General features: G+C 67.5%; 12 protein-coding genes. 9 read left to right on the forward strand and 3 right to left on the reverse strand.

The features are described 5' to 3' along the window. Position 1 precedes the first annotated feature (1 nt). The 4 genes from JDO7802_RS00415 to JDO7802_RS00430 all read left to right on the forward strand — a co-directional run bounded on the left by JDO7802_RS00415 (position 2) and on the right by JDO7802_RS00430 (position 6,864). Positions 2-3,376, forward strand: coding sequence for a hypothetical protein (locus JDO7802_RS00415; protein WP_055081731.1), 3,375 nt, complete (start codon positions 2-4; stop codon positions 3,374-3,376). Positions 3,377-3,765: 389 nt separating this feature from the next. Next, positions 3,766-5,214, forward strand: a complete 1,449-nt coding sequence (locus JDO7802_RS00420; protein ID WP_055081732.1) for a DUF4153 domain-containing protein — start codon at positions 3,766-3,768, stop codon at positions 5,212-5,214. Further along, the gene (locus JDO7802_RS00425) at positions 5,211-5,873 is read left to right on the forward strand and encodes a response regulator transcription factor (protein ID WP_055081733.1); all 663 of its coding nucleotides are present in this window, start codon (positions 5,211-5,213) and stop codon (positions 5,871-5,873) included. The genes JDO7802_RS00420 and JDO7802_RS00425 overlap by 4 nt, the downstream gene beginning before the upstream one ends. Before the next feature lie 37 nt (positions 5,874-5,910). Continuing rightward, positions 5,911-6,864 (forward strand): sensor histidine kinase, encoded by a 954-nt coding sequence (locus tag JDO7802_RS00430; protein WP_055081734.1) that lies wholly within the window; start codon positions 5,911-5,913, stop codon positions 6,862-6,864. Here the strand turns inward: JDO7802_RS00430 and JDO7802_RS00435 are convergent. After that, the gene (locus JDO7802_RS00435; RefSeq protein ID WP_055081735.1) at positions 6,861-7,589 is read right to left on the reverse strand and encodes a Crp/Fnr family transcriptional regulator; all 729 of its coding nucleotides are present in this window, start codon (positions 7,587-7,589) and stop codon (positions 6,861-6,863) included. The genes JDO7802_RS00430 and JDO7802_RS00435 overlap by 4 nt on opposite strands. A gap of 254 nt (positions 7,590-7,843) precedes the next feature. Between JDO7802_RS00435 and JDO7802_RS00440 the strand changes: the two genes are divergently transcribed. Continuing rightward, positions 7,844-8,029, forward strand: coding sequence for a hypothetical protein (locus JDO7802_RS00440; RefSeq protein ID WP_055081736.1), 186 nt, complete (start codon positions 7,844-7,846; stop codon positions 8,027-8,029). A gap of 69 nt (positions 8,030-8,098) precedes the next feature. Here the strand turns inward: JDO7802_RS00440 and JDO7802_RS00445 are convergent, their stop codons facing one another. Next, entirely contained in the window at positions 8,099-8,911 is an 813-nt protein-coding gene (locus JDO7802_RS00445) for a response regulator (RefSeq protein ID WP_055081737.1), read from the reverse strand. Positions 8,912-9,016: 105 nt separating this feature from the next. Here JDO7802_RS00445 and JDO7802_RS00450 point away from each other — a divergent pair, with 105 nt between their 5' ends. Genes JDO7802_RS00450 through JDO7802_RS00465 form a run of 4 tightly spaced genes read left to right on the forward strand, consistent with a single transcriptional unit; the run spans position 9,017 to position 13,060 of the window. Beyond that, a complete protein-coding gene (locus tag JDO7802_RS00450) occupies positions 9,017-9,196 on the forward strand; it encodes a NepR family anti-sigma factor (RefSeq protein WP_055081738.1) in 180 nt (59 codons plus the stop codon). Further along, positions 9,193-9,753, forward strand: coding sequence for an RNA polymerase sigma factor (locus tag JDO7802_RS00455; RefSeq protein ID WP_275934842.1), 561 nt, complete (start codon positions 9,193-9,195; stop codon positions 9,751-9,753). The genes JDO7802_RS00450 and JDO7802_RS00455 overlap by 4 nt, the downstream gene beginning before the upstream one ends. A gap of 50 nt (positions 9,754-9,803) precedes the next feature. Beyond that, positions 9,804-11,504, forward strand: a complete 1,701-nt coding sequence (locus JDO7802_RS00460; RefSeq protein WP_055081739.1) for a sensor histidine kinase — start codon at positions 9,804-9,806, stop codon at positions 11,502-11,504. Beyond that, positions 11,504-13,060 carry a phospholipase D-like domain-containing protein gene (locus JDO7802_RS00465; protein WP_055081740.1) on the forward strand — a complete coding sequence of 519 codons (1,557 nt, stop codon included), beginning with the start codon at positions 11,504-11,506 and terminating at the stop codon, positions 13,058-13,060. The genes JDO7802_RS00460 and JDO7802_RS00465 overlap by 1 nt, the downstream gene beginning before the upstream one ends. 58 nt (positions 13,061-13,118) lie before the next feature. Here the strand turns inward: JDO7802_RS00465 and katG are convergent. Next, positions 13,119-14,878 (reverse strand): catalase/peroxidase HPI (gene katG, locus JDO7802_RS00470; protein WP_055081741.1); only part of this gene is annotated, 1,760 nt, incomplete at its 5' end.

Genomic DNA, 14,878 nt, shown 5'->3' on the forward strand with positions numbered 1-14,878 from the left:
CATGACACGCACCGATCTGACGTCACTGGCCTGCCTGACCACCGCGCTTGTCCTGCTGGGGCAGGGGGCCGCGGCGCAGGACGGCTTTGCCATCTCGGTCAACGGCGACACGGTCGCGGGCGACGCACGCGTGGCCGAAGACGTGCGCGCGCTGGACGCCGCCCTGGCCGAGGCCGACATCCAGGTCAGCTATCGCGGTCTGGGGGCGGACCCGAAGCTGGATCTGGAGGTCACGGGGGCGCCGGGCGGGCCGCTGACCCTGCTGTCGCAGCTCAATTACCCCGCCTATGTCACGCGCGGCGAAATCCGCATCATCGACCCGCTGGCCGTGACCGGGCCGCGCACGATCGCCACCCTGCCGGTGGTGCCGGGCGGGGCGACGGGCTTCGTGCCGCCGCGCCCCGGTCTGGACGCGGTGCTGCGCGTCTATGACGCCCAAGGCCGTTTCGACGAGACATTCCCCGTGCCGCTGGACGGGTTCGACACCGCGCAGGACCGCGAGCCGGGGGTGGAGGACGGGTTCGACACCACCGCGCGCCGCCGCATTCCGGTTCATGGCGCGTCGGTCATCGTCACCGGCGACGGCGTGCCCGCCGGGGCCAGCGTCACCGCGTTGGGCGAAGTCGTGGCGGTCGATCCGTCGGGCGGCTTCGTGATCGAGCGCATCCTGCCCGCGGGCACCCATGGCATCGACGTGCAGGTTCTGGGGCAGACGGGCGGCGTGGAGATCGTGCGCGACCTGGAGGTGCCGCGCGCCGAATGGTTCTATGTCGCCACCGCGGACGTGACCTTCGGCATCTACGACGAGGAGGGCACCCCGTCCGAGACGTTCGACAGCGGCCGCCTTGCCTTCTACGTCGAGGGGCGGCGCGCCGATGGCACGCAGATCATCGCGAGTGCGGACAGCGGCGAAGGCGACATCGCGGATGTGTTCCGCCGCTTCGACGACCGTGACCCGCGCGACCGCCTGCTGCGGCTGGATCCGCGCGATCTGTATCCGACCTATGGCGACGATTCCACGCTGGAGGATCGCACGCCCACCTCCGGCAACCTGTTCTTGCGGGTGGAGCGGGACAACAATTTCCTGCAATGGGGGGACTTCGCGGCCCGGCTTGGCGACGGGACCAGCTTGGTGCGCAACGATCGCACGCTCTACGGTCTGTCCGCCGGGTACGCGACGCAGGATCAGACCGGGTTCGGCGCGCCCCGCGCCAGCGTCTATGCCTACGGCGCGCAGCCCGATCAACTGCCGCAGCGCGACGTGTTCCTGGGCACCGGCGGGTCGGTGTATTTCCTGAACCGTCAGGACATCAGCCGCGCGACCGAAACCATCAGCGTTCAGGTCCGCGACGGCAATTCCGGGCGCGTCATCGCCACCCGGACCCTGATCGCGGGCGACGATTACGAGATCAACTATGTGCAGGGCGTCGTCACCTTGCGCAGCCCCCTGTCGGGGCAGGCGGGCGGCGGTATCGTGTCCGACGGCGTGGCCGCCGACGACGATGTCGTTCTGGTGGTGCAATACGAATATACGCCCACCTTGGGCAGCTTGGACGGCTTCGCCTATGGCGGGCGGGCCGAAGGCTGGGTCACCGACCAGCTGCGCGTCGGTGTGTCCGGCCTGTCGGAGGAGACGGGGACGGCGGATCAGACGCTGATCGGGCTGGATCTGCTCTTCCGTCGGTCGGAAGACACGTTCCTGCGCTTCGACATCGCGGAATCGGACGGGCCGGGCTTTGGCTCCACGTTTTCGGCCGATGGGGGTCTTCTGGTCGACACCGAAGACGGCGCGATGGGCACCGGCACCGCGATCAAGCTGGACGGCCGCGCCGCCCTGCGGGATCTGGGGCTGGCCGCCGACGGCGCGCTCGCCTTCTATGTCGAGGATCGGGAGGAAGGCTTCTCGGGGCTGGACCGTCAGGTCACGTCGTCCACGGGCGACGAACTCTTCTGGGGCCTGTCGGGCGAAATTCAGGCGACGCCCGGCACGCGCTATGCCTTCATCTACGACGATTACGAAAACGACGCCGGCGAGTACGAGCGCGAAGGCACCCTCGAGGCGGAATTCGCCGTGACTGCCGCGACCTCCGTGGGCGTGGGCCTCGAACACCAGGACGTCCGCGACAGCAGCGAGGACGGGCGCCGCACCGATCTGGCCGTGCGCCTGACGCGGCAATTGGCAGGCGACGCGGCAGTCTATGTCTTCGCGCAGGCCACGCTGGACGAGGAGGGGCTGGGCCGCAACGACCGCGCGGGTCTGGGCGGGACGGTCGCGTTCCGCAATGGCTGGTCCCTGACGGGCGAAGTGTCCGACGGATCGCTGGGCTTCGGCGCCATCGCCCTGGCGGAATACGCCGACGGCGCGGGGTCGACCCGCTATGCCGGGTGGGAGGTCGATCCGGGGCGGGAGATCACGGGCCTGACGGGCCGCGACGCGGGCGTGTTCAAATCGGGCGCGACCGAACGGGTGTCCGAAGAGGTGTCGATCTTCGCGGAACACATCTACGACGTCTTCGGCGACCGCACATCGACGACCACGGCCTACGGCCTGGACTGGACACCGACGGAGCGGCTTTCGGCGGCCCTGGCCATCGAGTCCGGCGAGGTGGTCGACACCCGCGACAACGATTTCGACCGCGACGCCATTTCCGTCGCGCTGCGCTATGCCACCGACGCCGTGCAGGCGCAGGGCCGTCTGGAATACCGCACCGACCGGGGCACGCGGTCGGGCGACGATCTGCGCTCCGAAACCTGGCTGCTGGCGACGGATGCGGCGTGGAAGATCGACGAAAGCCAGCGCCTCGTCTTTTCCGCCGATTACGCAGAGACGGTGGGCACCGAATCGGAAACGCTGGACGGGACCTTTGCGGATGTGATCGTCGGCTATGCCTTCCGCCCCATCGACCACGACCGCCTGAACGTGCTGGCCCGCTATCGGTATCTGTACGACGACATCGGCCAACGCGTGGACGGCACCGACGAGGAGCGCGGCCCCCGCCAGCGCAGCCATGTGGTCAGCGTCGACGCCCTGTACGACATCAATCGGTTCTGGACCCTGGGGGCCAAGGTCGGGGTGCGCCTGGCGGAAACGGCGAGCACTGCGGGCGATGCCTTCACCGACAACGACGCGGTTCTGGGCGTGCTGTCGGCGCGGTACCACATGGTCAGCAAATGGGACGGCCTGGTGGAATTCCGCCGCCTGGACCTGCGGCAGGCCGAGACGTCGGACACCGGCGTCCTGGCCGCGCTTTACCGTCAGATCAATCCGAACGTGTCGGTCGGGCTGGGCTATAACTTCGGCACCTTCTCGGACGATCTGACCGATCTGACCCGCGACGACCAGGGCCTGTTCGTCAATCTGCTGGCACAGTTCTGACGGAATAATTCCCAGACGGGCGATGGACTTGGGGCGGCGCGATCGGGCGGCGACCCCGGTCCGGAACCAATTCGCGGTGCGGCACGTTGTCCCGTCGCAACCGGAAGGAATATCATGCGCAATATCTTTTACATCATCGGTGTCGTCGTCGTCGTCATTGCAGTCGTCAGCTTCGTTCTCTGATTTCCACCGCACGCCCCGGGCCAAGATCGGGGTCGCGCATGACATAGGGCCGGAACGTTTAATCGCTCCGGCCCTATGCTTTACATAAGATCGATTACCCGTGATCGCGCCGCAGACCTGCGCTGCACGATCCCTGCACGGATGCTGCGCCGTCGGTGCACGCCCGATCCGTCATCCCCGGGGCGACCCTTCGGAGGATGCGCCCCATGTCAGACACACCCACGATCCGCGGCCTGCCCGCCCGCCTGGCCCGCGACGGCTGGTGGATGGCCGACGCCACGCCGCCGCCGCGCCGGCCACCCGTCGCCCCCGGCACCGTCATCACGCGCCGGGGGGCGACGGCGTTCGGCCTTCTGGCCGTTCTGGTGCTGGCCGGTGACATCCTGTTCTGGCGTCACACGCCGGGGATGTCGCTGGCCATCTTCGCGGGGCTGATCTTTGCCGCCGCCGTGGCGGTGCGGCCCCCTGGCGTGGCCGCCGGTCGCCCGGCCCTGCTGCTGGGTCTGGCGATGCTGCCGGTGGTCGAATACCCGCAGGCGCTGTCGGTCACGGTGTTGATCTGCGGGCTGTGCGCGGCGCTGGCCTGGCTGGACGTGTCGGGCGCGCGTCGCATCCTGGCCGCCGCGTTGCACCGCCTGATGTGGGTGCCCTTCGCCGGGATGCGCGATGCGTGGCGGACAGCCGTCGACGGTCGCATGGCGGAGTTGCCGCGCATCGGCCTGCGCGCGGTCGTCACGGGATGGACGGTGCCGGTGGGTGGCGCGCTGATCCTGGGCGCATTGTTGGTGCAATCGAACCCGGTGTTCGACGGTCTGTCGGTCGACCTGAGCGGGCTGAGGGTCGATGCGGCGCGCGGCACGCTGTGGCTGGGCCTTGCCCTGCTGATCTGGCCGTTCCTGACGCCTTCGCAGGTTCCCGACCCCATCAGGCCGGTCCCGTCGCGGCGTCCCGCGATCTGGAACGCCGATGCCGTGCGGCGCGCGTTGATCGTGTTCAACCTGCTCCTGCTGGGGCAGACCGGGATGGACGTCGCCTATCTGTGGACCGGTGCGGCCCTGCCCGATGGCGTCACCCTGGCTGAATACGCCCATCGCGGGGCCTATCCCCTGCTGGTGACCGCGCTGCTGGCCGGGGGGTTCGCCGCCGCCGCGCGACCCTTCTTGCAGGCGCGGGGCCTGCGTCCGCTGCTGTTGATCTGGCTGGCGCAGAATATCGCGCTGACCGTCGCCGCGCTGCTGCGACTGGACCTTTATGTGGACGGTTTCGGCCTGACGTACCTGCGGTTGCACGCGGGCGTCTGGATGGGGGTGGTCGCCCTTGGGCTGGGGCTGACGGCGTGGCACGTCGCGCGCGCCACCTCGACCCGCTGGCTGCTGGCGCGGTGCGCCACCTTGGGGGCCGCGACGCTCTATCTGGCGGGCTTCGTCAACTTCGGCGCGCTGATCGTGGCATACAACGTGGGCGCGGGCCGCGACGACCGGGCGTATCTTTGCGCCCTGCCCCCGGTGGCGACCGTGGGGGCCGTGGATTCGGTGGGCCTGCCGCTGTGTCAGCACGCGCGGGTTCGGATCGACGGCTGGCAAGGCTGGCACTTTCGCGGCCACCGCGCCATCGTCGCCCGGACCGCCGACGACACGAAAGGGGCGCTGCGATGAAGATCCTGGTGGTGGACGACGACCCGCAACTGCGGGAGCTGGTGTCCCTGGCCCTGACGCGCGCGGGGTTCGACACGGTCACCGCCGCAGACGGGCGTCAGGCCCTGATCCATGCCACCCGCGAAGCCCCCGATCTGATCGTGCTGGACGTGGGCCTGCCCGAGATGGACGGGTTCGAGGTGTGCCGCCGCATCCGCGCCACGTCGCAGGTGCCGATCCTGTTCCTGACGGCGCAGGACGACGAGGTGGACCGCATCGTCGGGCTGGAGCTGGGGGCCGACGATTACGTGACCAAGCCGTTTTCCCCGCGCGAGTTGGTGGCACGCCTCCGCGCGATCCTCAAACGCGCCGGCCCGGCCCCGGCCCCCACCCTGACCCACGGCACCCTGACGCTGGAGGAAGGGGCCCACCGCCTGACCGTCGCCGGCACCCCGGTCGACCTGACGGGGACCGAACACACCATTCTGCGGACCCTGCTGTTGACCCCCGACCGGATCATCGCGCGCCCCGCCCTGGTCGACCGCATCTGGGGCGTGGGGGCGGGCGTGTCGGACCGCACGCTGGACAGCCACCTGCGCAACCTGCGCCGCAAATTGGCGCAGGCGGGGGCCGACGACGTCATCCGCAGCGTCCACGGCGTCGGGATCGGCCTGTCGTGATGCGGGCCGCCGTGACGTGGTTTGCCGTGACCGGGGCATGAGGCGCTGGCGCCCGTCCCTCTGGCTGGTGACCGGCGGCGCGCTGGCGGGCACGCTGATCCTGTCGCTGCTGGGGCTGATCGCGCTGCGCTACCTGGCCCCGGTCCTGGGGTTCCGGTGGGCGGCCCTGGTGCTGGCGCTGGCGATCGGCGCGCTGACGCTGATCCCCTGGGCGCTGATGCAGCGGCTGATCCTGGGGCCGGTGCGCGCGCTGTCGGACTATGCCGCGCAGGTCCGCGCCCGCCCCGGCCACATGCCCGACCCGCCCGGCCGCTACGGCACCGCCGAATTGCGCGAAATGGGCAAATCCGTCACCGACATGGCCGCGGTGCTGCAGGCGCGCGAAACCTCCGTCCGGGCCTTCGCCGACCACGTCACGCACGAGGTGAAGGGCCCCGTCGCCGCCATCCGCGCCGCGTCCGAGTTGCTGGCCGACGGCGATCTGACCCCCGGTGATCGCGCGCTGGTGGCGCAGATCGACGTCGCCGCCCGGCGCATCGACGCGCAGCTGACGGCCCTGTCGGACATCGCCCGCGCGCGCGGCAGCGACCATCGCGGCACCGCCACGCTGGCGGGTCTGGGGTTGACGCATGACGCGCTGGACCTGCGCATTCACGGCGGCGACATCGCCCTGCCGATCGCGGCGGACGGGTTGCGCGCCATTCTGGATCACCTGCTGGCGAACGCGGCCCACCACGGTGCCACCCGCGTGATGCTGACCGCCGCGCCGGGCGGTCTGACGGTGGCGGACGACGGCACCGGCATTTCACCGGGCAACCGCGCGCGTGTGTTCGACCCGTTCTTCACCACCCGGCGCGACGCCGGCGGCACCGGCATGGGGCTGGCCATCGTCGATGCGCTGATGCGAGCGAACGGCGGGCGGGTCGTGTCGGTCGACGGCGGGCCGGGGGCGACGTTCCGCCTGACCTGGCCCCGGACCGGCGCGCCCTAGATCAAGGGCCGCGGCCGCAGCGCCTCCATCGGGATGCCGGCCACATCGGACAGACCGGTCCGGTCCAGAATGCCCAGCACGCCGTCCTGCCACAGGACCATCCCCCGATCCTTGAGCTTGGCGAGGGTCTTGTTGGTGTGCACCAGCGACAGACCCAGGGCATCGGCCAGATCCTGCTGGCGGAACGGCAGCGGCATCTCGTTGGCCGTGGTCAATCCCAGGGCCTCGCCGCGCTGGAACAGGCGCTGCAACGTCCAGGCCACCGCCTCCAACGCCGACCTCTGGCCGATGGTCGCCAGGCTTTCGCCCAGGAACATCTCCTCGGAGGCGGCCAGCCACGTCAGATCGAAGGCCCGGTCGGGGTGCGATTTGAACAGCGACCAGATCTCGGCCCGGTCGAACACGCACAGCGTCATTTCGGTCGCGGACGTGATGGAATGGCCCATCTCGCCCATGACGCCGGCCTGAAGACCGATGAAATCGCCCGGAAAGACGAAGTTCACCACCTGTCGGCGTCCATCCTCCAGCGTTTTGAAGCGCACGCCCTGCCCCGCCAGAACGGTATAAAGCTGCGGCGCGTTGGACCCTTCGATCAACAGCGGCGTCTGCGCGTCCACCGTCAATTCGCCGATCTTGAACCCCTTCATGAACCGCGCCTCCTCGGTCGTGAAGGGGACGAAGATCTCCAACTCCCGCAGGGGGCAATTGTCGCATTTCACGGCCATGTCGGCTCCTTTCGATCGCGGGGGGGCGAACCGGATCGGTGCCGTCACGATATGTCGTCTGACATACGCGCAAGATACCGCAGCTGTCCAATCGTGCAAGGCCGACAGAAATTTTCGGGCGGAGACTCCGGGATTGCGCCGATCTTTGCGGAACAATGCGGGATGCGGGCCGTTCGCTTTGTGTAATCCATGACATTCCGCGATCCGATCGGGATCGATCGCAGGGTGGAACGACCCGAAAGAAAAGGATCACAATGACTTGGGTATATATCTTCAGCGCCGTTGCGGCGGTTGCGGCCCTGTTCGGCTTCGGAATTTTCGGAGCGATGGCTGTGGCCCGCGTCGTCAGCATCGTCTTCGCGCTTCTGGCCGCCGGCGCCGGCGTGCTCCATTGGCGCAACCGCGCGTCGCAATCCGGCTCGCGCGGCCCGGACACGTAACGCAAAACGCCCCCCTCCATGTCGGAGGGGGGCGTCAGCGGTGCGGCGACTGGCTGGGGGCCGCTCGAATCAGGCCAGCAGCGTCTCGGTCGAGGCGAAGAACATGGCCTGGCTGACCGCCGAGATGACCTGATCTTCCTTGTAGGGTTTGGAGATCAGGAACGCCGGCTCGTGCTTGTCGCCGGTCAGCAGACGCTCGGGGAAGGCGGTGATGAAGATGACCGGCGTGTCGGGCATTGATTTCATCAAATCGTTCACCGCGTCGATGCCCGACGAATTGTCGGCCAGCTGAATGTCCGCCAGGATCAGGTCAGGCTTTTCGGCCTTGCCCATCTCTACGGCTTCGTCGCGGGTGCGGGCGACGCCGACAACCGAATGGCCCAGATCCTCGACGATGGCGCTGATGTCGGCGGCGATGATCGGCTCATCCTCGATCACCATGATGCGGCCGATGATGCCCGCCTCCATGTCGGCGCGGGCCGTCTGCGTCAGATGCGCAACCTCGGATGTGTCGACATCCATGACCGTCGCGATCTCCTCGGGGGTGAATTCCTCAACTGTGGACAGCAAAAGCGCCTCGCGCGTGTTGGGCTTGAGGGCTGACAGAAGGTCCTGGGCGCGCGATGTCACGCCGCTGTCGCCGCCGCCGGTGGGGGCCCCCGTCGTGCTCCAGATCGCGTGGAAACACTTGTAGAGCGCGACGCGGGCCCGGATGCCGGCCCCGAAGATGCTGCGATCCTGCAAGATCGCCTCCAACGTGGCGATCGCGTACTTGTCGCCACTGGATTGTGACCCGGTCAACGCACGCGCATAGCGTCGCAAATATGGAAGTTCGGCCGCGATTCGATCAGAAAGATCGAGTGTCCCGTCGGTAGGCGACATATGTCATACCCTTTTTTCTTTTATTTCTTGGAACCGAACGGATGAGAGCGCGTTCGGTTCCCGGTGATAGTAAAAAATTCCGCTCAAAAAAGTAAGTTCTCCGCAATGACTGAACCGGACGATGCCAAGGACGACAGAATCTGTGCTCTTATCGACGATAATCTGAAGCGCGTGTATTCAGATATCGTGCAAGAAGAACTGCCCGACAGGTTCAAGGACCTTCTGGCGGTTCTCAAGGCGCAGGATGCAGACAAACCGGGGCATGGCTCCAAGGACCCCTTGTGAGCAAGCATCCCGACCCGCGGGAGGAAATGCTGGACCACCTTCCCGCCCTGCGCGCCTTCGCACTGTCGCTGACCCGCAATGGTGCCACGGCCGATGACATGGTGCAGGACACCGTGGTCAAGGCATGGACCAATATCGAGAAATTTCAGGTCGGCACCAACATGCGCGCCTGGCTCTTCACGATTTTGCGCAACACCTACTACTCCAGCCGTCGCAAGCTGAACCGCGAAGTGTCCGACCCCGATGGCATCATGACCAACAGCCTGTCGGTCAAACCCGACCACGACGGGCGTCTGAACCTGACGGACTTTCGCAAGGCGTTCGAGACCCTGCCCGACGAACAGCGCGAGGCGCTGATCCTGGTCGGTGCGGCCGGCCATTCCTACGAAGATGCCGCCAATATCTGCGGCGTCGCCGTCGGCACCATCAAAAGCCGCGCCAACCGCGGCCGTGCCAAGCTGACGGAGATTCTGGCCCTCGACGGCGACAGCCCGATGGAAATCACCGACAACGCCACGATGGCCGTGGTGGCCGGTGGCGGCGGGGTCATGCGCTGACCCCCACGGGCAACATCCCGGACCCATGGTACAAAAGCCTGCGTTTCCGGATGGCGGCCTTCTTGTCCGTCGCGCTGCTGCCCATCGGGTTGGTGGCGGTCATGCAGACTCAGGAACTGGCCGAACAATCGCAGTCCAACGCCGAACTGGCGCTGTCGGCCCTGACCGAACAGGCCGCCGCCCAGGAACGTCGCACCCTGGCCAGGGCGCGGGGCGTCGGGGCCGCCGTCGCCGCCCTTATCCCCGACCTGAGGGACGACACCGACCGCTGCGTCGCCGTCCTGCAGGACGTGCTGGAACGGACGAATAATTACAGCCTGATCGCCTTCCTGCCCACCTCCGGCCTGATGACCTGCAGCTCCAGCGCGACCTCCTTCGACTTCAGCCAGTTTCCCACCTTCGCCGACAGTATGGCCGACCCCCGCCCCCGCGTGACCGTCAACACCTCCGGCCCCGTCAGCGGCACCTCCGTCATCATCGTCAGCATGCCCGTTCACGACGGCCCGCCCGAGTCCGGCACCTTTCTGGGCTACGTCACCCTGTCGATCCCGCATCTGGCGCTCGACGTCATGGGCTGGTCCGAGGTGGACGACGCCATGGTCGACCTCATCACCTTCAACGAGGCGGGCAATGTCCTGACCGCCGGCAACGGTCGGTTGACAGCCGACGAACATCTGCCCCGCGACACGGATCTGTCCGACCTGCCGGATCAGGGGCGCACGACCTTCGCCGCGCCCGACCGCATGGGCATCGACCGCATTTACACCGTGGCCACGATCGAACCCGATCAGGTCTATGCCCTGGGCGTCTGGGACCGCGGGCGCAGCCTGACCCGCCGGTCGGGCGGCGATATCATCACCTCGCTGTTTCCCGCGCTGATGTGGCTGGCCGGTCTGCTGGTGGCGCTGGTCGCCGTGCACCGTTTGGTGACGCAGCCCCTGCAGGTGCTGGGCCGGCAGATGGCGCTGTTCACCACGGCGCGGCGCCTGCCCGTCGAAGATGCGGACAACGATCCGCCAACCGAAATCCGCCGCATCCAGAACGCGTTCCACCGCATGACCGAAGCGCTGATCCGGGACGAGGCCAGCCTCGAGAATTCCGTGCACGAAAAGTCCGTGCTGGTGAAGGAAATCCACCATAGGGTGAAAAACAACCTGCAACTCATCTCCTCGATCATCAACATGCAGATCCGCGAAGCCACCTCCCCCGAGGCCAAATCCGCCCTGCGTCAGACGCAGGACCGCGTGTTGTCGATGGCGACGATCCACCGCGACCTCTACCAGACGAACGAGACCGGGCTGGTCGACGTCGGCCACCTCATCAGCGAAGTGGTCGGCAAGACGATGGAAATCACGCCCGAGATGTCGGACATCGACCTGCGCCTTGACCTCGACGACGTCTGGCTCTACCCCGATCAGGCGGTGCCGATGTCGCTGCTGGCGTCCGAAGCGGTCATCAACGCGCTCAAGCACATGCCCACCGCGCAAGAGGCCAAGCGCCCGCGGTATCTGTCGATCGCCCTGTCGCGGGCCAAGGACCGGCTGTGCATCTTCCACGCCGAAAACGTCGCCCCCGATGGCCCGGATGCGCCCGACCCGGCGCGGCAATCGCGCGGCATGGGTCGCAAGCTGATCCAGGCCTTCGCCACCCAACTGGGCGGCAAGGTCGAAACCCGGCAGGCCGACGGCGCCTTCGCGCTGACGGTGACCTTCTCCGCGTCTGAATTCGCGCCGGCGCCGGGGACGTTCTGATGGCCGACATGCTACAATCCGACCGCAGATCGGCGATCCCCCTGCTGACCGCCGGACAGGCCTATCCCGCGTTCGAAAGTCTGATGCTGAATGCGCAGACCCGCGTGGCCATGAGCTTTCGCGTGTTCGAGCCGTTGACGACCCTGCGCTCCCCGGAGGGGCTGCGCATCGGCAAGGATTGGGTGGACCTGATCGCGCATACCCTGGCCCGCGGCGTCGCCATCGACCTTGTCATCAGCGATTTCGACGTCATCGTGCGCGCCGATTACCACGCGCGCGCCACGCGGTGCCTGCGCCAGGTCATCGCCGCCGGGGAAATGTCGGGCCGCCCCGACCTGCTGCGCGTGTCGACGTCGCTGCATCCCGCAAAGATCGGGCTGCTGCCTTCGGTGGCGCTGTGGCCGCGCGCGCGGGGCAACCTCAAACGCATCGTGGCCGAACTCAACGCCAAGACGCCCGCCGCGCGCGCCCGCGAATGGGCCCTGATGCCGCAACTGCACGACCTGCTGGACCGCGACGACGACGACGAGGGGCGTGTGGCGCGGCGGTCGTGGAAAATGCCCCGCCTGACCCAGGTGACGCACCATCAGAAACTGGCCGTGGCCGACGGAAAGCGTCTCTATATCGGCGGTCTGGACCTGAATGAGCGGCGCTATGACACCACGCGCCACGAACGCCCCGCGTCGGAGACATGGCACGACCTGCAACTTCTGATCGAAGGGCCGATCGCCGCCGCCGCCGAAGCCCACCTGCGCAGTTTTCGCGATGTCACCGAAGGGGCCAGCCCGCCCAAGACCCCCGGCCTGCTGCGCACGCTGTCGCGGGCCCGGCGCGATACGATGCTGCGGATGTCGCCCCACAGCGTCCTGCGCGAAATCGTCAAGGAACATCGCGTGCAGGTCCGCAAGGCGCAGCGGCTGATCTATCTTGAAACGCAGTTCATGCGCGACAAGGGGTTCGCCCGCGATCTGGCCCGCCGCGCCCTGGCCGAACCCGACCTCGGCCTGATCCTGATCCTGCCCGCCGCGCCCGACGACATCGCGTTTCAGGGCAACCAGGGGCCCGATGCGCGCTATGGCGAATATCTTCAGGCGAAATGCATCGACATCCTGCAACGCGCCTTCGGCGACCGCGTCTTCATCGGCAGTCCGGGCCAGAAACGCGCCGCCGAGTCCGAGGGCCGCGCGACGATCTATGGCGCGCCGCTGGTCTATCTGCATGCCAAGGTGTCGATTTTCGACACCCGTGCGGCCATCGTGTCGTCGGCCAATCTGAACGGGCGCAGCTTGCACTGGGATACCGAAGCCGGCGTCCTTCTGGACTATCCCGATCAGGTGGCGGATCTGCGCGACCAATGTTTCGCCCATTGGCTGACCGGGCCGGTGTCCGACGACCTGTCGAACCCGGCCACCGCCGTCGCCGCCTGGCGCGACCGGGCGCGCGCGAACATCGCCCTGCCCCCCAGTGACCGGCGTGGCTTCATCCTGCCCTATGCGTCCGGCCCCGCGCGCCGCTTCGGGCGCAGCCTGCCGGGCATTCCCGAAGAAATGGTCTAAAACGCGAAACGCCCCGGCCTTTCGGTCGGGGCGTTCGCATGTCGGCTGACATATCGGATCAGGCCACGTCGAACCGATCCAGGTTCATCACCTTGACCCAGGCGCGCACGAAATCACGCACGAACCGCTGGCCCGAGTCGGCCTGGGCATAGACCTCCGCGATGGCGCGCAGGGTCGAATGCGACCCGAACACCAGATCGACGCGCGTGCCGGTCCACTTCTTGTCGCCGGTCTTGCGATCCACGCCGACGAAACTGTCGGCATCCTCGCTCGCCGGGGTCCATTCGGTGTCCATCGACAGAAGGTTGACGAAGAAGTCGTTGGTCAGCTGACCGGGCCGCGTCGTCAGCACCCCGTGCTTCGTCCCGCCGGTGTTCGCATCCAGCGCGCGCAGACCGCCCACCAGCACCGTCATTTCCGGGGCCGTCAGCGTGAGCAATTGCGCCCGGTCGACCAACAGCTCCTCGGCCGAAACCTTGAACTCCTTGGACTGGAAGTTGCGGAAGCCGTCGACATGCGGCTCCAGCGGCTCGAAGCTTTCGGCGTCCGTCTGCTCGGCGCTCGCGTCGCCGCGACCCGGCGTGAACGGCACCTCGACGTCGTGGCCCGCATCCTTGGCGGCCTTCTCCACGGCGGCCGATCCGGCCAGCACGATCAGGTCGGCCATCGACACCGTCTTGCCGAACCCGTCCTTGATGCCTTCCAGCGTCTCCAGCACCTTGGCCAGCGTGGCCGGCTGGTTCGCCTCCCAATCCTTTTGGGGGGCCAAGCGCACGCGCGCGCCATTGGCCCCGCCCCGCTTGTCGCTGCCCCGGAAGGACGCGGCGGACGCCCAGGCGGCGTTGACCAGCTCCCCGATGGAATGACCGGACGCCAGGATCTGCGACTTCAACTCGGCCACATCGGCCTCGCTCAGGTCGGGGTTGCCGTTCGCCGGGATCGGGTCCTGCCAGATCAGGTCTTCGGCCGGGACATCTTCGCCCAGATAGCGGACCTTCGGCCCCATATCCCGGTGCGTCAGCTTGAACCACGCGCGGGCATAGGCATCGGCGAATTCCTCCGGGTTCTGCCGGAAATGCTCGGACACCTTCGCATACTCCGGGTCCACCTTCATCGCCATGTCGGCGGTCGTCATCATCGGCTGGTGCGTCTTGTTGGGGTTATGCGCATCCACGACCGTTCCGGCCATCGCGTCGCCCACGGGCTTCCACTGCTTGGCCCCGGCGGGCGATGTCGTCAGCTCCCACTCGTTGCCCAGCAGGGTCTCCAGATACCCCATGTCCCAGGTCGTCGGGTTCGGCTTCCACGCGCCCTCGATGCCCGAGGTGGTGGTGAACTCGCCCGTGCCCGTTTCGAACCCGTTTTTCCAGCCCAGCCCCTGCATGTGGATCGGCGCGCCCTCCGGCTCCGCCCCCATCAGACCCGGATCGCCCGCGCCATGCGCCTTGCCGAAGGTGTGCCCCCCGGCGACCAGCGCAACCGTCTCGTAATCGTTCATCGCCATCCGCCCGAACGTATCGCGGATGTCATAGGCCGACTTCAGCGGATCGGGGTTGCCGTTCGGCCCTTCGGGGTTGACGTAGATCAGGCCCATCTGCACGGCGGCCAGCGGGTTCTCCATGAACCGCCCCTGCCCGTCCGTGCCGGTGTCATAGCGTTCGTCCTTGGTGCCCAGCCACTCGTCTTCCATGCCCCAATAGATATCCTCCTCCGGCTCCCAGATGTCGGCACGCCCGCCACCGAAGCCAAAGATCTTCAGGCCCATCGTCTCCATCCCGACGTTGCCCGCCAGGATCATCAGGTCGGCCCAGGAAATCT

The organism is Jannaschia donghaensis (assembly GCF_001403795.1).
In the GTDB taxonomy this organism is placed as follows: Bacteria; Pseudomonadota; Alphaproteobacteria; order Rhodobacterales; family Rhodobacteraceae; genus Jannaschia; species Jannaschia donghaensis.

Excerpts from the sequence above, each read along its gene's own strand:
- JDO7802_RS00415 (WP_055081731.1), top strand. The coding sequence starts at position 2 with ATGACACGCACCGATCTGACGTCACTGGCCTGCCTGACCACCGCGCTT.
- JDO7802_RS00420 (WP_055081732.1), top strand. The coding sequence starts at position 3,766 with ATGTCAGACACACCCACGATCCGCGGCCTGCCCGCCCGCCTGGCCCGC.
- JDO7802_RS00425 (WP_055081733.1), top strand. The coding sequence starts at position 5,211 with ATGAAGATCCTGGTGGTGGACGACGACCCGCAACTGCGGGAGCTGGTG.
- JDO7802_RS00430 (WP_055081734.1), top strand. The coding sequence starts at position 5,911 with ATGAGGCGCTGGCGCCCGTCCCTCTGGCTGGTGACCGGCGGCGCGCTG.
- JDO7802_RS00435 (WP_055081735.1), bottom strand. The coding sequence starts at position 7,589 with ATGGCCGTGAAATGCGACAATTGCCCCCTGCGGGAGTTGGAGATCTTC.
- JDO7802_RS00440 (WP_055081736.1), top strand. The coding sequence starts at position 7,844 with ATGACTTGGGTATATATCTTCAGCGCCGTTGCGGCGGTTGCGGCCCTG.
- JDO7802_RS00445 (WP_055081737.1), bottom strand. The coding sequence starts at position 8,911 with ATGTCGCCTACCGACGGGACACTCGATCTTTCTGATCGAATCGCGGCC.
- JDO7802_RS00450 (WP_055081738.1), top strand. The coding sequence starts at position 9,017 with ATGACTGAACCGGACGATGCCAAGGACGACAGAATCTGTGCTCTTATC.
- JDO7802_RS00460 (WP_055081739.1), top strand. The coding sequence starts at position 9,804 with ATGGCGGCCTTCTTGTCCGTCGCGCTGCTGCCCATCGGGTTGGTGGCG.
- JDO7802_RS00465 (WP_055081740.1), top strand. The coding sequence starts at position 11,504 with ATGGCCGACATGCTACAATCCGACCGCAGATCGGCGATCCCCCTGCTG.